Annotated in this window: 1 protein-coding gene; it reads right to left on the minus strand. The window is 60.8% G+C overall.

The annotated features are described in order from the left end of the window. Nucleotides 1-444 precede the first annotated feature (444 nt). Entirely contained in the window at nucleotides 445-18639 is an 18195-nt protein-coding gene (locus E2F51_RS22355; protein WP_134824605.1) for an Ig-like domain-containing protein, read from the minus strand. Nucleotides 18640-19105 lie beyond the last annotated feature (466 nt).

The following is a 19105-nucleotide window of genomic DNA, read 5'->3' on the forward strand; positions in this document are numbered from 1 at the left end:
GTGACAGCCACACTTTCTTCAATTTACTGCCTGTATACACCATCGAAATTCCCTTGTGCACCGGATATTAGGTAAAGGCATGCGGTCGAAAGATAAAGCAGCGCTTTATTTTCCAGAAGCATAAGCTAGCCAGCGCCGAAGAGGGAGCTGAGCCTGACCCGGTGTCGGACGGATTACAGAGCAACCCGCCACAAGAGAAATGGTTAGAACAGCAGCCATGACATCTTGCATAAAAAAGAGGGCATCCCCTCTAAATGGCAAGATCGCCGTTCAAGGCGATCTTCTTATATTAGTATTATTGGTCTTTCTTTACGCAACGTTAACACATTGCGTTGACTGTCTTATTTTATAAGAACCTTTTGCAAAAGCCAGTAACTGTTAACCTCCTCTTAACCTTAGACGCCCTGCACGAGAATTTCCTCTCTCGTGCAGGGAAAGTCTTTATCAGACCACGTGAACCTGCAGATTGTGCTGTACCAGCACGTCGCCGAGCGTGTTGGCCGAAGAGAGCGCCGAGTTGTGATAAACGTCAAACGTTTGTCCATCAACGGTCCGCTGCCCTGAGGTTGCCCATACGCCGCCATCGCCGTTGGCCAGCGTCACCTGGTCACCGGTGGTCCCTTTAATCACCAGGTCGTTGGTCTGGCTGTCGGTGATATTCAGCGCTTCGTTGAGATCCAACTTCACGCTGTTGGTGCCGGCTTTACCGAGGTCGATCACCTCAATGTGCTCAACTTTCAGCCCCAGTGAGGTGAGATCGAGGGTCATATGCTCACCGTTCAGTACCAGCGTATCGGTACCTGCCCCGCCGTCGATATGGGTAAAGTTCAGCGAGTTCACGGTTACCGTGTCGTTGCCCGCACTCCCGGTAACGGATGCCCCTTCCACCGTGTGACCATCCGCCAGGGTGATCACCACGCCGCCAATGGTGTAAGCACTGCTGTCTGCCACTGCCGCCGTGTCGGTCGCCGTCGCTGCGGCGGCCGTTGCATCATGCGTGGTGGTGCTGGTATCCGTACTGCTGGTATCACTGCCGGTCACCAGAGTGGAATCTACCGTCGCGGCATGGGTCACCGCCGTGGTGCTGGTGTCCGTGGTGGTGGAGTGCGTTGACGCCGCGGCAGCCGAAGTATCGTCGGCCACCACCGCCATCATCACCGAGGCGGTGGCGACAGAGGCGGTGCTGACTGGCAACAGCGAACCCAACAGCAAGGTGTTGCTGGTTGATGCCGGGTTACCCGCCGCATCCACCGCCGTCACGGTGACGATGCTGCTCAAACTCAGCGCCGTCAGCAAGCCGCCAGTGAACTTCACGCTGTAGCGACCCAGCGCATCGGTGGTGGCCTGCAAGGTGGTGCCGTTCAGGGTGACGTTCAGTCGGGTGCCCTGCGCCAGGTTCAGCGTGCCGCCCGATACGGTCAGGCCGGTCAGCAACACGCTGACCAGGCTGAGGATTGGGTCGACGCCGATGGCGGGCAGATTATGGGTTACCGCGGTAAAGGCATCGCTGGCCGTCGAGGTATTGCCCACCGCATCGGTCAGCGTGACCGTCACGTTGGTCGAGCCATCCGCGATGTTTTTCAGCGCTGCGGAAGGCACGGTAACGCTCCAGGTGCCGTTGGCCAGCACCGTAGTGGTGTAGACATTCCCCGCCACGTTAACCGAGACCAAACTCCCTACCGCATTGGTCGAGGTACCGCTGATGGTCTCGGCGACATTGGCTTCGCTGAGGTTCAGATAGTGGTCGCCGCCAAACACGCTGCTGTTGGTGATCGCCACGGTTGGCAGCGTGTGGGTGCCCACCAGTACCGTGGTGGCTCCGCTACCGGCATTACCGGCGGCGTTGGTCAGGGTCGCGGTGACCGAATCCGTGCCGTCCGGCAGGGCAGCCAGCGTTGCGGCCGGAACCGACACGCTCCATGCCCCGCTGGCGCCCACGGTGGTGGTCAGCGTAGCCGTGCCGACTCTCACCGTGATCACCGAACCTTCGGCATTGGTCGAGGTACCGGAAATGGTCTGCGCACTGAGGGCATCGGTCGCATTCAGCAAGCCATCACCAAAGACGCTGGAGATGGTTACCGTTGGCGGCGTCTGCGCAATCACGCTTAACGAGCCGGTATTGCTTGCCTGGTTGCCATACGCATCGGTTGCGGTCGCCGAGGCGGTCAACGTGCCGTTAGCCAGGGCGGTCAGGTCGGCTTTCGGTACGCTCAGGCTCCAGCTGCCACCGCTACCCACGGTGGTGGTGTAGGTTTTGCCGCTCAGCGATACGCTGACCGTGGTACCCGCCGTCAGGTTAGTTGAAGACCCGCTGATGGTTTGCGCCGCGTTCAAATCGCTGGCACTCAGCACACCGTCACCAAACACCGTGTTGAGGGTCAAGGTTGGCGTGCTGTGGATCCCGACTTTCAGACCCGCGCTGGTGCTGGCCACGTTCCCCACCGCATCCGCGACCGAGACACCGACCGTCAGGTTGCCGTCCAGTAAGGTGCCGAGGATGTTTGGTGCAACCTGCGCGCTGAATACCCCGCCCTGACCCACGGTTGCGGTCACGGTAGAGCTGCCCAGATTAATGGTCACAATTGAACCGGCGGCGACGCCGTTACCGACCGTACCGCTGATGGTTTGCGTCACCAGCGATTCCAGCAGGCTAAGCACGCCATCACCAAACAGCGGATTCAGGGTGATGGTTGGCACCTGCAGCCCAACCAGCGCGCTGGCTGACGACGCCGTGGTGTTGCCTGCGCTGTCGGTCACGCTAACCCCAACGGACAGATTACCGTCGGTGAGTCCCTGCAGAAGAGTTGGTGTCAGCGCCAGGCTGAAGGTGCCGTTGGCTGCGGTGGTGGTGACAAACTGCGTTCCGCCAATGGTAACCACCACGCGGGATCCTGCATCCGCGCCGGTAATGGTTCCGCCAATGGTCTGGCCCAGTACCGCATCCGCCACGTTCAGCAGGCCATCACCGAACAATGGATTGATGGTGATAGAAGGCGCGGTCAGTTTGACCACCGCACCGGCGCTAACGACTTGCGAGGTGTTCCCCGCCGGATCGGTCACCGACGCGGTAACGGTCAGATTACCGCTGGTCAAAGTGCTCAACAGGGCCGGCGTGATGGTGGCGGTAAAGGCACCGTTGCTGCCGACGGTGGCATCAACCGTGGTATTACCGACGGTCACATGGACGATGGATCCCGCCACGGCATTGTTAACCGTCCCGCTGATGGTCTGATTGGTCAGCGCATCCGCAATGTTCAGGATGCCATCGCCAAAGATCGATCCGATCGACACGGTTGGCGTGGCGGTAAAGATGCCGACGTTCACCGCCGTTGAGCTGGTGTTCCCCGCCGGGTCGACAACCTTAACCCCCAGCGCCAGCGTGCCATCGGTCAGCGCAGCCAGATCCAGTGGTGGGATGTTGACGCTCCAGCGACCCAACGCATTTACCGTTGACTGGTAAGACTTGGTGCCCAACGTGACGGTAACCGTTGAACCGGTTGCCGCCGTGACGGTGCCGCCCACCGTTTGGGTTAAGGCAGCCTCGGCGATATTCAGCAGGCCATCGCCGCCAAACAGCGTATCCAGCGCGCCGATAACCGGTGCGGTAAGGATTGTGGTGACGGTTTCACCGATGGTTCTGCTGTTACCCGCCGCATCGGTCAGCACCAGTTGCAGTTCCGTACTGCCTGGCTGCAGCGCCCCCAACAGGCTCGGTGGCACCACCAGCGCAAAGTTGCCGTCCTGGCCAACGTTAGCGGTCAGCGTGGTGCCACCCAGCGTTAAGGATACCGTCGCGCCAACGCCAGCGGAGGTTGCCACACCGGTAATGGTCTGGGCAACAGCCGTGTCGGCAGCATTGAGGAAGCCGTCACCAAACAGTGAGTCGACCACCAGATTCAGCGCGCTGTTCACCACTTTATTAATGGTGACCGTGGCATCGGTCTGGTTACCGGCGGCATCGTCGACACGCAGGCCAAACACCAGCGTGCCGTCGGTCAGGCTACCCAGCACTTCCGGCGTCAGTTGAATGCTGAAGGTTCCGTTTGGCTGCACGATTGCGGTTGCAATCGGTGCACCGTCGCCGAGATACAGACCAATGGTCTGGCCTTCGGCCCCGGAGGCGGTACCGGTCAACAACTGCGTGGTGAGGATATCGGTGGCGTTCAGCAGGTTATCGCCCAGCAGCGCCTCCACCTGAATCAGCGGTGCGCCGGTATCCACGGTGAAGGTATCCGTAGCGGTCGTGAGGTTACCCGCCGCATCGCTCAGGGTGGCGGTAATGGTATGACCGGTCTGGGTGAGCGCCTGCAGGTCACCGGAAGGCACGCTGGTGCTCCAGCTGCCGTTTGCCTGCACAATCGCGGTATAGGTTTTGCCTTCCAGCGTCACGGTGACCGCTCTGCCCGCCTCGGAAGTGGATGCGGTGCCGCTGATGGTCTGCGAAACCGCAGCTTCACTGCCATTCAGCACGTTATCGCCAGCAAATGCCGCGATGGTCAGCGTTGGCGCTACGCGGTCGACGAGGATCTGCTCGCTGGCCGTGAACGTGCCGTCGCCCACCGTGATCAGTTGCGCCTGAACAGTGTGGGTCCCGTCGGCCAGGTTCGCTGGCAGATTCGGGATAGTCACCGACCAGGTGCCTGCGGCGGTCGCTACCGGATAGGTGCCGACCGGCACACCATCTACCGTGACGGTAATGGTTCCCGCACCCGTTAAGGCTGGCAGATTGGCAAAGGTGCCGCCAATCGTCAGCGTGTCACCATCGGTGAGGTTCACGATATTGTCAGTCGACACCGGTGCCAGCGTTAACAGCGGCGTTTCCGGCAGCGTCAGGTCTACAGTGACGTCTGCACTGGCGGTGCCGATATTGCCAGCCGCATCGGCCACCGACACCCCGATGGTGCCAGTGCCGCTGGTGCCAAGCTGCGCAATTGCCGCTGGCGTAACGTTGACTGACCAGCTTCCATCAGCCTGCACCACGCCGGTCAGCGTGGAGGTACCGATGGTGACCGTCACCAGCTGTCCCGCGCTGGCACCGACGGTGGTTCCGCTCAGCGTCTGCGCAGACAGGCTTTCGACATAGCTCAGCGCATTGTCGCCGGTAAACGGCGTAATGGTGACGGTCGGTGCCTGGGTATCCACCGTGAAGCTGCCCGCCACGGTGGTGGCATTGCCAGCACTGTCGGTGGCCACAACCGTGACCGCCTGCGTACCCTGTGCCAGCGCGCCCAACGCGGCCGCGCCGAGATCCAGCGTCCAGACACCGTTGGTGCCGGCGGTAACGTCATAGTTATTGCCACCAACGGTGACCCTCACCGCCTGGTTAGCGCCCGCCGTGCCCGTCAGTGATGCACCGGCTGTGGCTTCCGCAAAGTTCAGGAAGCTGTCGACAAACGGCGTCGCCAGCGTGGCCACAGGAGCCGTCAGTGCTGCGGTAAAGTCGAGGGTTTCCGTGGTGCTGTTGCCCGCCGGATCGGTGACCGTCACGTTGACGCTGTGCGTCCCTGCGGTCAGGCCACTCAATGTGCCTGCTGGCAACGCCACCGACCAGTTACCGTCAGCATCGACGGTGCCGGTATAGGTGACGCCCGCCACGTCGATCCTCAGCTGCACGCCCTGATTAGCGCCGGTGGCACCGGTGGTGCCGGTCAGCGTTAACGCGCCGGCCGCTTCCGCGATGTTCAGTACACCATCGCCAAACAGGGTATTGATGGTCGGATCCGGTGCGGTCAGTACGGCGGTAAAGTCGAGCGATGCGGTATCAGTGTTACCCGCGCTGTCGGTGGCGGTGACGCTGACGGTATGGGTGCCGTTGGCCAACTCGCCCAGCTGCGCTGGCGTCAGGCTCAGCGACCAGTTGCCGCTCGCATCGACGGTCGCCGCGACTGGGTTACCGTCGTTGAAGTCGCTGATGGTGACATTCACCGTCTGGCCCGCACCGAGTTTACCGGTAGAACCACTGATTGCCTGCGCCAGGGCGGCTTCGCTGATATTCAGCTGGCCATCGCCAAACGGCAGATTAATCGACACGTCAGGCAGATCGTTAATCGCCACCAGCAAGGCACCGCTGGTCGTTCCAACGTTGCCTACGCTGTCGGTGACGGTAACCGCAATTGGCCAGTTGCCATCCGGCAGCGTGGTCAATACGTTGGCCGGTAGTGCCAGACTCCATTGCCCGGTCGCCGTATCCACCGTGGCGGTATAGGCCGCGCCATTAATATTGACGCTCACCGTCTGCGCACCGGTGATGCCGGTGACGCCCGTCAGCGCACCGCCTGCCGCCGCTTCCGCGGCATTCAGCACGCCATCGACAAACGGCTGCACCAGCGTTGGTGCCGGCAGTCCGGTGATAATTGCGGTGAAGTCCAGCGAGTCGCTGCTACTGTTACCCGCGCGATCGGTGACCACCACGTCAATGGTATGCGTGCCGTTGCCCAAATCCGCCGCCATTGATGGCGTCAGCGTGGCGCTCCAGTTGCCGTTAGCATCGACGGTTGCGGTGACGACATTATTATCAATCTGCAGCTCGACCGTCTGGCCCGCACCAACAATGCCGGTGGTGCCACTGATGATTTGATCGACACCGGCTTCAACCGCATTCAGGGCGCCATCGACAAACGGAACCGCAATATCGGCGACCGGCAGCGTATTGGCCAACACTTCAACACTGCCGTTGACGCTGGCCGGGTTGCCCGCCGCATCCGTAGCGGTGACGGAAACCTGCAGCGTTCCATCCGCAAGGCCGCTGAGCGCCCCGGCCGGGATGTTCGCCGACCAGAGGCCGTCAGCCTGAACGGTGCCCGCGAAGGTCAGGTTACCAATGGTCACCTGAACCGCCGTGCCAACATCCAGGTTAGTGGCGGTACCGGTCAGGATCTGTGCCGCCGTGACTTCGGCTGCATTGAGCAGTCCGTCCACAAACGGCGTCGCCAGCGTCAGCACCGGCAGCGTATTGATCGCCACGCCCAGATCCAGCAGATCCGTGGTGGTATTGCCGGCGGTATCGGTGACCGAAACGCCGACCTGCGCGGTGCCATCCGGCAGCAGCAGCAAATCACCGGCCGGGATAGTCAGGCTCCAGGTGCCGTTATCCGCCACCGTGGTGGTGTAGGTTTTATTGTTCAGCGTCACGTCAATGGTCAGTCCCGCTTCAGACGTACCGCCCACCAGCAATCCGGCGACCGCTTCAGCCAGATTCAGGATCTGATCCGTTCCGGCACCTAAGGTGACGTCGAGGATCGGTGGATTGGTATCGACGCTGAAGTTTTCGCTGCTGGTGGCAGGGTTGCCCGCCACGTCATTGCCGCTGGCCGTCACGCTGTTGGTGCCCTGATTCAGCGCCTGAACATCCGCTGCCGGAACGGTTGCCGTCCAGTTGCCGTCCGCATCCACCGTGGCGGTGTAGGTTTTGCTGTTGAGGGTAACGGTGATGTTATCCCCGGCCGCAATATGCTGGCTGGTGCCGGTGATCTGCACATCACTTCGGGATTCATTGAAGTTGATCACATCATCGCTGGTCACCGGGTTAATGGCGATCACCGGCAGTTCGGCTGCCTGAGCAATCACCGTTACCTGATGCGTTGAGCTGGCCGGATTGCCGGAGGTATCCGTTACCGACACGCTGATGGTCTGCGCACCGTCCGTCAGCGCGCCAACGTTGGCGGCCGGCACACTGGTGGTCCATGTGCCGTCTGCCAGCACCGTGGCGGTATAGGTGACGTTGTTCAGGGTAATGGTGACCGTCTGTCCTTCCACCACGTTAGTGGTGGTTCCCGCAATGGTCAGCGGCTGTCCGGCTTCGGCCTGATTAATGTAGTCATCACCGGAGACGATGCCCACGGTAATGGTTGGCTGGTTAGCCGGAGACGCATCCACCGTCACCGTCAGATTCTGCACGGTGCTGTTCCCGGCGCTGTCGGTCAGCGTGGCGGTGACCGGATAGGTGCCATCGGCCAGGGTTTGCGTCACGCTGGAAGGCAGATCCAGCTTCCAGGTGCCATCACTTTGCACCGTTTGCTGATAGCTCTGGCCATTAAAGGTAATGGTCACCTGCTGACCCGCTTCGCTCACGGACGCGGTACCGCTGATGGAGACCGGCTGCAGGATCTCAGCCGCATTGATGATGTTGTCGCCGGCAACTGGCGTCAGTGCCAGCGTTGGCGCAACCAGATCGACGGTAATGGTGGTGTCGATCGCACCGGTATTGCCCTGCGCATCGGCGGCAGTCACGGTGATGGTCTGGATCCCGTCGCCCAGGCCCTGCAAGGTCGCCGTGCTGAGTGGCAGGGTCCAGTTACCGTTGGCATCCACCGTGGCGGTGAAATCAGCGCCATTGATGTTTACGGTGACGGTTTGACCGGCCCCGCTGACGCCGGTGGTGCCGGTCAGCGTCTGATCGGCCCCGGCTTCGCTGATACTCAGATAGCCATCGACAAACGGCGTATTGATGGTCGGCTGCAGCGCTTCCGTCGCCACAACCACCGTGGTGGTGATGGTGCCGGTGTTACCTGCCGCATCACTGAGGCTGACATTCAGCGGATAGCTACCGTCTGCCGCAGCCTGCAGTAAACCGGCTGGCAGTTGCAGACTCCAGTCACCCTGGGCATTAACGGTGGTGCTGTAGTTTTGTCCATTGAGGGTGACCGTGACCGTCTGGCCTTCCTCTGCGCCCACGCTGCCACCGCTCACGGTGATTTCCGCGGCGGCTTCACCGTTGTTCACCACGCCGTCACCCGCGACAGGATTCAGAGACAGTGTTGGTGCAACCGTATCCACGCTGAACGGGATCGCCAGTATATTGCTGTTGCCGGCGACGTCGGTGACGGTCACCGGAATACTGGTATCACCCTGCGCCAGGGTTTGCAGGGCCACAGACGGCACGGACACCGTCCAGTTACCATCCGCATCCACCACACCGGTATAGGTCGTGGTGCCAATCACTACCGAGACGGTCTGACCGTCGCCGGTGACGCCGGTGGTGCCGCTCAGGGTCTGCGTCAGCGCGGCTTCATTACCGTTCAGCACGCCATCGGAAAACGGCGTATCGGCAGTGGCCAATGGCAGATCGTTGACGTGAACATTCAGGATGCTGCTTCCGGTGACGGTTGCGCCGGTATTGTCGGTGACGCTGGCGGTCAGCGTTACCGACCCGTCCGGCAGACCGGCCAGTGAAGAAGCCGGAATAATGGCATTCCACACGCCATTGGCGCCCACCACGGCCGTAAAGGTCTGGCCATTAAAGGCCACGGTCACCGTGCTGCCTTCGGCGACGTTCGCCGTGGTACCTGAAACAATCAGCGCATCCTGCGCTTCTTCGGCATTCAGGTAGCCATCGGTGCTCAGCGGATCCAGGCTGATGCCTGCAGCCTCACTGTTAACCGTCAGGCTGTGGGTGGCAGTGACCGGGTTGCCTGCTGCATCGCTGACGGCCACGTTGAAGGTGGCGGTGCCGTCAATCAGTGCTGCCAGCGCGGCGGATGGAATGCTGACGCTCCAGCCGCCGCTGGCCTGTACGGTCGCTTCATAAACCTGACCGTTAAGGGTGACGGTGACAATCTGACCGGCTTCGACGTTAGTTGTCGAGCCGCTCAGCAGCTGCGCGGTCTGCTGTTCAGCACCGTCCAGAATGTCATTGCCGGCAAAGGTGTTGACGGTAAGCGTTGGCAGCGAAGCGGCATCGGCTTTCACCGCCAGCGTGCTGTCGACCGTGCTGCTGTTGCCTGCCGGATCGGTGGCGGTCACGCTCAGGGTATAGTTGCCGTTGGTCAGCGCAGCCAGGTCGCCTGCAGGAACGGTCACCGTCCATTCGCCGGTATCGTTAACCTCAGCGGTGTATTGCATGCCGTTCAGGGTGATCTGAACCGTTGCATTCGCTTCGCTGCTGCCATTGACCACCAGTGGAGCGCCCTGCTCAGCCGCATTCAAAATGTTGTCGCCGGCAACCGGCCCCACTGCAACCGCAGGTGGCAGACTATCAACCGCCAGGGTGAGATTGGCGGTCGCCGGATTTCCGGCCGCATCGCTGACGTTAACCACCGCAGTGGTATCGCCCTGAGGCAGCGCCTGCAAGGCATCAGCCGGAACGCTGACGCTCCAGTTGCCGTTGCCATCGACCGTACCGTTGTAGGTGACGCCATTAATGACGACGTTGACCGTCTGACCATCGCCGGTCACGCCGGTGGTGCCGGTCAGGGTCTGCGGACTGCCCGCTTCCTGTCCGTTAAGGGTGCCATCAACAAACGGCACATCGGTGGTGACCACCGGCAGATCGGTAATTGCCACGGTCAGCCCGGCAGTACTGGTCACCGGGTTGCCAGCCGCATCGGTACTGGTCACGGTGAGCTGCAGCGCGCCGTCAGGCAGGCCCTGCAGGGTTGCCGCCGGAACCGAGATGCTCCAGCTGCCATCCGCCGCTACGGTGGTTGGATAGGTTACGCCATTCAGCACCACGGTTAACGCGGCACCTTCCGCTACGTTAAGCGTTGTTCCGCTGATGATCAGCGGATCCTGGGCTTCGGCGAAGCTCAGGTAGCCGTCGCCGCTAACCGGGTTAATCGCCACGCCGCTCAGGCTGCTGTTAATGTCAAAGTTGCCCGGCACGGTGCTGATGTTGCCGGCCGCATCGCTGACGGTGACGCTGTAGGTCTGGCTACCCTCAGCCAGTCCACCCAGCGCAGCCGCTGGAATGGTGACGCTCCAGTCACCACTCGCCTGCACCACGCCGGTGTAGCTGACGCCATTCAGGGTCACGGTGACCAGTTGGCCTTCCTGCACATTGGTGGTGGTGCCGCTCAGCAGCTGATCGACCTGCTGTTCAGCGCCATCAACCACGTCGTTTCCGGCGAACGCATTCAGCGTCAGCGTTGGCAGCGAATCTGCATCAACGACGACGTTCAGTGGTGCATCCTGCGTGGTGGTATTACCGGCCAGATCGGTAGAGACCACGGTCACGGTGTAATTGCCGTTGGTCAGTCCGGCCAGTGCATCGGCCGGAATGTCCAGGCTCCACTGGCCATTGCTGCCAACGGTGGTGAGGTATTCGGCTCCCTGGAAGGTCACGGAAATGGCCGCGCCGTTTTCCCCGGTCCCGCTAACGGTCAGGGGTTGCGCCTGTTCAGCCACATTCAGTACGCCGTCGCCAGCGATGGGGGCCACGCTCAGCGCCGGTGCGGTCAAATCCACCGCCAGCGAGGAATTGGCTGAAGTGCTGTTGCCCGCAACATCCGTTGCCGTCACGGTCACCGGATAGGTGCCGTTGGTCAGCGCCGTGGCATCGGCAGCCGGTACCGCAACGGTCCAGTTGCCATCGCCATCGACCGTGCCCTGATAGGTCACGCCATTCAGGGTGACGCGAATGCTGTCACCGACCTCGCCCGTACCGCTAATCGCCAGCGGCTGGCCCTGCTCACTGGCATTCAGCGAACCGTCGCCAGAAATCGTTGCCACAATCAGCGCCGGTGGGGTGAGATCCACGGTGACAGTTCGATCGACCGTCACCGGCTGGCCGGTGGTCGGCGTCGCGGTGACAGTCAGGGTGTATGGGCCATCCGTCACGCCCGCTAAGGCACTGGCAGGGATCGCTGCGGTCCACAGCCCGTCAGCACCGACCGTGGCGGTGTAATTCGTGCCGTTAAAGTTGACCACCACGGTGGTGCTGCCATCCGCCACGCTACCGGTGACGTTAACGCCCAGCTGCGCTTCGGCGGCGTTGACGATATCGTCGCCCGCCACGGTATTGACGATCACCGTGGTATCGATAGCGGTTTCGACGCTGACCGCAGGGGTCTGCACCGCGCTGTTACCCGCGGCATCGATAACCGTCACCGTGACGGTATTGTTCCCTTCGGTCAGGTTGCCCAGTGTGCTGGCAGGCACGGTAACGCTCCACTGCCCGTCCGTACCCACGGTGGTGTTGTAGGTCTGTCCGCCCAGCGTCACCGTCACCGTATCGCCCTGCGTACCGGTACCGGTAATGGCCAGCGGCTGGCTCTGTTCAGCCAGGTCGATAATGTTGTCACCGGCGATTGCATTGACGGTAAAGGTTGGCGCTGAGGTATCCACGCTCAACGGCAGGTTTTGCGTGGTGGTATTGCCATAGACATCGGACGCCACGATCTGCAATGCATAAGGACCGTCGGCAAGACCGGCCACCACGGTTTGCGGCACCGTCACGCTCCAGTTGCCCGCATCATCCACCGTTGCCGCGTACGTTGTGCCATTCAGCAGCACATTAACGGTATCCCCCGGAGAGACCGTGCCGCTCAGCACCAGCGCGCTGGCCTGTTCTTCCTGATTAATAATATTGTCGCCGCCGGCCACGTCACCGGTAGTCAGCGTTGGCAGGGTGGTTGCCACGGTAATGTCCGGGACCGGCGTAATGGTGGCGGTGTTGCCCGCGATATCGGTGACGGTCACGGTGACCGGCGTGGTGCCCTGCGGCAGCGCCTGCAATACGGTGCTCGGCAGATCCAGTGACCAGACGCCAGAGCTGTTGACCGTGGCGTTGTAATCCTGGCCATTAATATTGACGACAACGGTCTGACCGTCGCCGGTTTGGCCGGTGACCCCGGTCAGCGTCTGCGCCACGCCCGCTTCGGCATTGTTCAGCACGCCGTCGGTAAACGGCGGCGCCAGCGTCGGTGCCAGCGTGGGTTCGTTCAGAACCGTCAGCGAGCCATCGCTGGTCACAGTGGTGCCATTGCCTGCCACCACGCTAACGGATGCATCTACCGGGCCTTGCGGTAACGCCGCCAGCGCGGTGGCCGGAACCGATACGCTCCAGCTGCCGTCGGCATTGACGGTGGTGGTGTAGGCGACACCGTTAAGGGTAAAGGTGACCAGGCTGTCGACCGGGACGTTAGTGGTATTACCGGTGACGTTCAACGCGGATTCGGTCTCAACCGCATTCAGGTAGCCATCGTCGCTGAGCGGATTGAAGGCGATGCTGCTGAGGGTGTTATCCACGCTGAAGGTTTTGTCGGTGGTGCCGGTATTGCCGGCCAGATCGGTCACGCTGACGCTAAGGGTTTGCGAGCCATTGGCCAGGGCGGCCAGATCGCTGGCGGGCACGCTCACCTGCCAGCCGCCGCCGGTTTCAACGGTAGTGACATAGCTGACGCCGTTCAGTGACACGGTCAGCGTTTGCCCCGCCTCGACGTTGGTGGCGGTACCGGTGATCAGCTGGTTCACCTGCTGTTCGGCACCATCGATGACGTTATTGGCGGTGATATCCGAGACAAAGATGGACGGAATATTTTTATCCACCACCAGCGTGGTGCTGGTGTCGGTGGCGTTACCCGCCTGATCGCTGGCGGTAACGTTGAGGGTGTAGCTGCCGTTCGCCAGACCGGCCACCACGTTGCCCGGAATAGTCAGCGACCACACGCCATCCGCATTGACCACCGCGGTGTAGTTAACATTGTTCAGCTCAACGCTGACCGTGTTGCCGACTTCGCCGGTGCCGTTAACCACCAGCGGTTGATTACTCTCGGCCGCATTGAGGTAGCCGTCAGAGGCCGGATTCACCGTAACCGTTGGCGGCGTTAAATCGACGTCCAGCGTGCGCAGGACAGACGTCGAGTTACCGGCAGCATCGGTGGTGGTGACCTGGACTTCATAGCTGCCATCGGTCAGCGCAACCAGCGCCGCTGCCGGGACATCCACACTCCAGTTACCGGTGCCGGTCACCGTGGCGGTATAGAACTGCCCATTCAGCGAAATTGTGACGGTATCGCCAAATTCACCGCTGCCGCTTAAGGTCAGTGGCTGGCCCTGCTCTGCCAGATTCAGGCGATTGTCTTCGGCGATGGCATCAACCGTTAAGGCCGGTGCCAGCGTATCAACCTGGAAGCTGTCGTTCAGCGTGGTGCTGTTGCCTGCCGAATCGGTCGCGGTCACCACCAGCGGATTGTTCCCCTGTGGCAGCGCCTGCAGCACGGCATTCGGCAGCGAGACCGACCAGTTGCCGTTGGCATCAACGGTGCCGGTGTAGGTGATGCCACCCAACACAATCGACACGCCCTGACCTGCGCCAGTCACGCCGGTCGATCCGGTGAGGGTCTGATCGGCGATCGACTCTGCACCATTTAAGGTGCCATCCACAAACGGCGTATCCACCACCAGCGCGAAGTCCGGATTCACATCGGAAGTCAGGCTGTGGGTGGTAGTAATAACGTTGCCGTTCACGTCGGTGGCGGTTGCCGTTACGGTCAGATCGCCATTCGGCAAGGTGCCCAATGCCGCAGCCGGCACGGTGACGTTCCAGCTACCGTCAGAGTTAGTGGTGGTTTCGTAATCGACGTTGTTAAAACGCACCAGGATCCGCGCGCCAAAGGCCACAAAACGGCTGCTGCCGTGGATCACCAGATCGTTTTGCGCTTCAACATTATTCAGCATGTTGTCATCGCTGATCGCGCCGATGGCGATGGCGCTGAAGGTGTTATCCACGGTGTAGTTGCCGATGGTGGCCGCCGGGTTGCCGGCAACATCACTGACGTCGACGGTATAGTTTTGCGTGCCGTTCGCCAGCTGGTAGAAGGCGCTGGCAGGGACCAGGACGCTCCAGCTGCCGTCTGACTGCACGGTCCCGTTGTAGGTTTCGCCGTTCATGGTGACGGTCACAACCTGACCCGCCTGAACATTGGTGGTGCTACCGGTGACAAACTGAGACAGGCCTTTTTCAGCCCCCTCCAAAATGCCGTCGCCGGTAAACGGTGCCACGCTGATGGTTGGCAGATCCGCCGCGTTGGCGATGACCTGCAGTGTCTGGGTGGTGGTGCCGACGTTACCCGCCGCATCGGTAGCCTGCACGCTGACGTTGTAGCTGCCGTCAACCAGCTGGGTGACCGTGGCCGCAGGAACGGTGACAGTCCAGTTGCCGTCAGCATCGACGGTAGCGGGGTAAATGCCGCCGTTCAGCGTTACCTGCACCGTTGAACCCAGTTCCGCAGTGCCGGTAAGGGTCAAGGCTGCGCCGTGCTCGACCGCGTTGAGATAGCCGTCACCCGAAACCGGCGCCAGGCTCACGTCAGGCGCAGCGGTGTCTTTGAGGATTGGCGTCAGTTCGGTGGTTTTATTGCCGCCCGCATCGGTGGCGGTGACGCTAAGGTCATATTTACCGTCTGGCAGCGTTTGCAGAGTTGAAGGCGACACGCTGACGCTCCAGTTCCCTGCCGCATCGGTGCCGGTATTATAGGTGACACCGCCGACCACCACGCTGATGGTGCTGCCGGCTTCGGCGGTACCGCTGACGACCAGCGGCTGATTCTGGCTCTGGCCATTAATGGCGCCATCATTGCCGTACGGGGCGATTGTCAGCGCTGGCGGCGTGGTATCCACCGTCACCGGAACCGTAGACGAGATGCTGTTGCCCAGTGAATCTTTCACCGTCACTATCACGTCGGTGCTGCCGTCTGGCAGTGCCTGAAGCACGCCCGGTTGCAGCGTCAAGGTCCACACGCCGGTGTCAGGATTAACGGTGGCCGGATAATCGACGCCGCCAATGGTCACGGTGACCGACTGATCGGGGAAGGTTACGCCGGTATTACCGGTCAGCGTTTGTGGCGAATCCGTTTCGGTGCTGCTGAGAATATTGTCGCCAAACGGCGCATTCACTTCGATATTGTTCGGGAACGTGGTGCGCACATCGAGGCTGGCTTCGTTGCTGACCGCGGTGCCACCCGCATCCACCCCGGTGACGCTCACGGTATAGGTATTGTTGGCGAGGCCAGACAGTGCCGCAGCGGGAACCGTCGCCGTCCAGCTGCCATCTGCGCCGACGGTGGCCGGATAGCCGATGCCATTGAAGGTGACGGTCAGCGCGGTGTTCTCCGGCAGGCCCACGCTGACACCGCCAATCAGCAGATCGCTGTTGGCCTCATTCGCATTCAGCGCGTTATCGATGCTGATTGCCCCAATGCTCAGCGATGCCACGCTGTTATCAACGTTCACATCCACGGAGCCCGTGGCGGTATTGGCGTTACCGGCCAGATCGGTGACCTGGACGGTAAAGGACTGGGTGCCGTTGGTGAGGGTCTGCAGCTCGCTGGCTGGCAGCGTAATACTCCAGCCGCCACCTGCTGCCACCACGCCCTGATAGACGTTGCCATCGGCCAGCGTGACCTGCACCTGGCTACCGGCCGGCGCATTGGTGGTCTGCCCGGTCAGGATTTGATCCTGAGTAACTTCAGCGGCGTTCAGCACGCCGTCGCCGGTTAACGGATCCACGGTCACCGTTGGGCGATTGGCCGGATCGGCAGCGAAGGTCACGTCGGTATAGGTTTCGGTGCGGTTGCCGGCGGCATCAGTGGCGATCACCGTCACCTGATAGGTGCCATCGGCAATGCCGCCTTTGATATCGTCCAGCGAGACTGTCCAGGCGCCGGTGGTTGGATTGACGGTCGCGGTCAGATCCACACCGTTAATTTGCACCAGCACGGTATTGCCGACTTCCGTCTGGCCGTTGACTGACAGCGGCAGCGCCAGTTCGCCCGCGTTGACATAGCCGTCGGTGGAAATGGTTTCAACGCTGACGGTAGGCGCAAGGGTATCCGCGTCCAGGGTGGTGGTGGTTGGCGCGCTGGTATTGCCATAGGCATCGGTCGCGGTGACAGAAACGGTGGTACCACCCTGCGGGATCGCCTGCAAATCCGAGGCCGGAACGTTAACGCTCCAGGTGCCGTTTGCATTGACCGCGGTGGTGTAGGTGACGCCATTCAGGGTCACGGTGACGGTTTCGCTGCCGTTGCTTAGGCCGCTGATGGTCAGTGGCTGATTCACTTCAGTCTGATTCAGCAACGCATCCGAAAGCTCAACGCTGACGGTGGGTGGCGCGGTGACCACATTGACCGGCGTGGTCGAGGTGGAGGTATTGCCCGCCGGATCGGTGACCACCACGGTGATATCGTTGCTGCCCTGCGGCAGATTCTGCAAGGTGGCTGGCGGCACGGTGACCGTCCAGCTGCCGTCATTGTTGACCGTGCCGGTGTATTCCGTGCCGCCAACGGTGACGGTAACCGTCTGCCCGCTGCCGGTTGATCCGGTATTACCCGTCAGCGTCTGTGGCGTCGACGCTTCACCGCCACTCAGCACGCCGTCACCGAACGGCACATCAATCGTGGCATTCGGTGGCGTGGTATGCACCTCAAGCGAAACGGCAGAGCTGTTTTGCACCACCGATCCATCCGCCAGCGTGGCGGTCGCGGTGACCAGATTCGAGCCTTGTGGCAACTGTTGCAGATCGGCGGCAGGCACGGAGGTGCTCCAGCTGCCATCTGCGCCAACGGTGGCGGAATAAGACTTACCGCCGAGCGTGACGCTCAACACGGTGCCGGCAGGAATGCCGGTGGCAAAACCAGAAATCACCAGCGAAGACTGGGATTCTGTGGCGTTCAGCTGGCCGTCGCCGCTGAGTTCACTGATGCTGATACTGCCCACCCGCACATCGAAATTATGCGAGGCAGAGACCGAAGCACCGGCGGCATTAGACACCGTCGCGGTGATGGTGCTCTCGCCATTGGCCAGGGCCTGCAAAGCCGAGGCGGGCACCGAAATACTCCAGCTGCCGTTAGCCCCAACCGTTGCGGTGTAGGTTTGTCCGCCCAGTGAAATGGTAACGGTCTGCCCTTGCTGAACGTTGGTGGTGGTACCGCTCAGGGTTTGCGGCGTCGATCTTTCTGCCCCATCCAGCACGTCGTTTCCGGCAAAGGTATTAATCCCAATGGTTGGCGCGTTAGGCTGGGTGATTTCAGGCTGGACGGTGAACACATCGGTGCCGGTGGCGGTGTTGCCTTCGGCATTGGTGACGCTGACGTTGATGGTGTTGCTGCCGTTTGGCAGCGCCGCCAAATCTGCCGCAGGCAGAGAAATACTCCAGCTGCCATCGGCGCCCACGGTGGTGGTGTAGGTTTTGCCGTTCAGCACGATGGTCACCGTGCTGCCCGCTTCGGCGTTGGTGGTGGTGCCGCTCAGCGTCTGGTTACTGCCCTTCTCGGCCTGAGTCAACACATCGTCGCCGGTAAACGCATTAACACTGACAGTTGGCGTTAGGGGAGTCGTTCCGCCGCCGTTGTTACCACCGTTGTTTCCGCCGTCGGTCCCGCCATTGTTTCCGCCGTCGGTCCCGCCGTTGTTATTATCGTCGCCGCCACCACCACCGCCGCCACCGCCGGCAATCGCGCCAACAGCCAGTCCAGCCAGACCCAGCGCACCAATACCTGCAGCGGTGATCACGCCGTTAGACGCGCCGGTATCCGCCAGCAGAAGCGGTTCGATCGATCCCAGAGATTCATATTCCGGGGTGACCGCCATGGCGGTCTGGGCATCGGCGAACTCATTGGTGATCGGGAACAGCGCGTGCTCAGGAGGATTAACGCCATCGTCGAAGACCAGCTCGCTGTGGTCACCGTCGACGTCGTCGAAGAAGAATTGTTGATAGCGAACCACGCTACCGTCGCGCATGTGCAAAATCAGGTCGTTACCCTGGCGCTCAAACCCGGTCACCATGTCTCGGGTACCGTGAATTCTCACTACGCTGGGTTGATTCAGAAGGACGTTATGGGACAAGCCCGCATTGGCCTGTGACAGGATTTTTCCATCATCGCGTGAAACGATATCTACGCGGCCATCATTGAGCTCTGCCATGGGTAACCTCTATATGCACCAGAAATTTTCATTATGTGTTTCGCGCGAGAAAATGAAGAAAACCTTCACTATCAGACGCAAAGCAAGGGATAACCAACACTCGAAAGTGGTTTGGTTTTTACCTGGTGCATAACCGCTCCAACTGGAAGCGAAAAGAATTACCTGTGGCGCCCAGTCTGGCTGAGCGACTATTTTTTCTAGCTTTTCCTTACACATACTAAGAAAAATCTGTCACCTTTGCGTGATGAATATTTATCAGAAAGATAAAAATATTTAATCAAATACACAACTTCTTAACAAGGGAAGGTGCCAAAAATTGCTAAATAACTGTTGAGTATCGCAGGTAAAGATTTGATTTAACGCAAGGAAAATTCTTATCGATTTAGCGGATTTGAGGAGAAACCTAACCCAAACCGGTTTATTCCCGGATAATTCAGCGGCGTTACTATGCGAAAATTTCCATTAG

The organism is Erwinia sp. QL-Z3 (genome assembly GCF_004551645.1).
GTDB classification, from domain to species: Bacteria; Pseudomonadota; Gammaproteobacteria; order Enterobacterales; family Enterobacteriaceae; genus Erwinia; species Erwinia billingiae.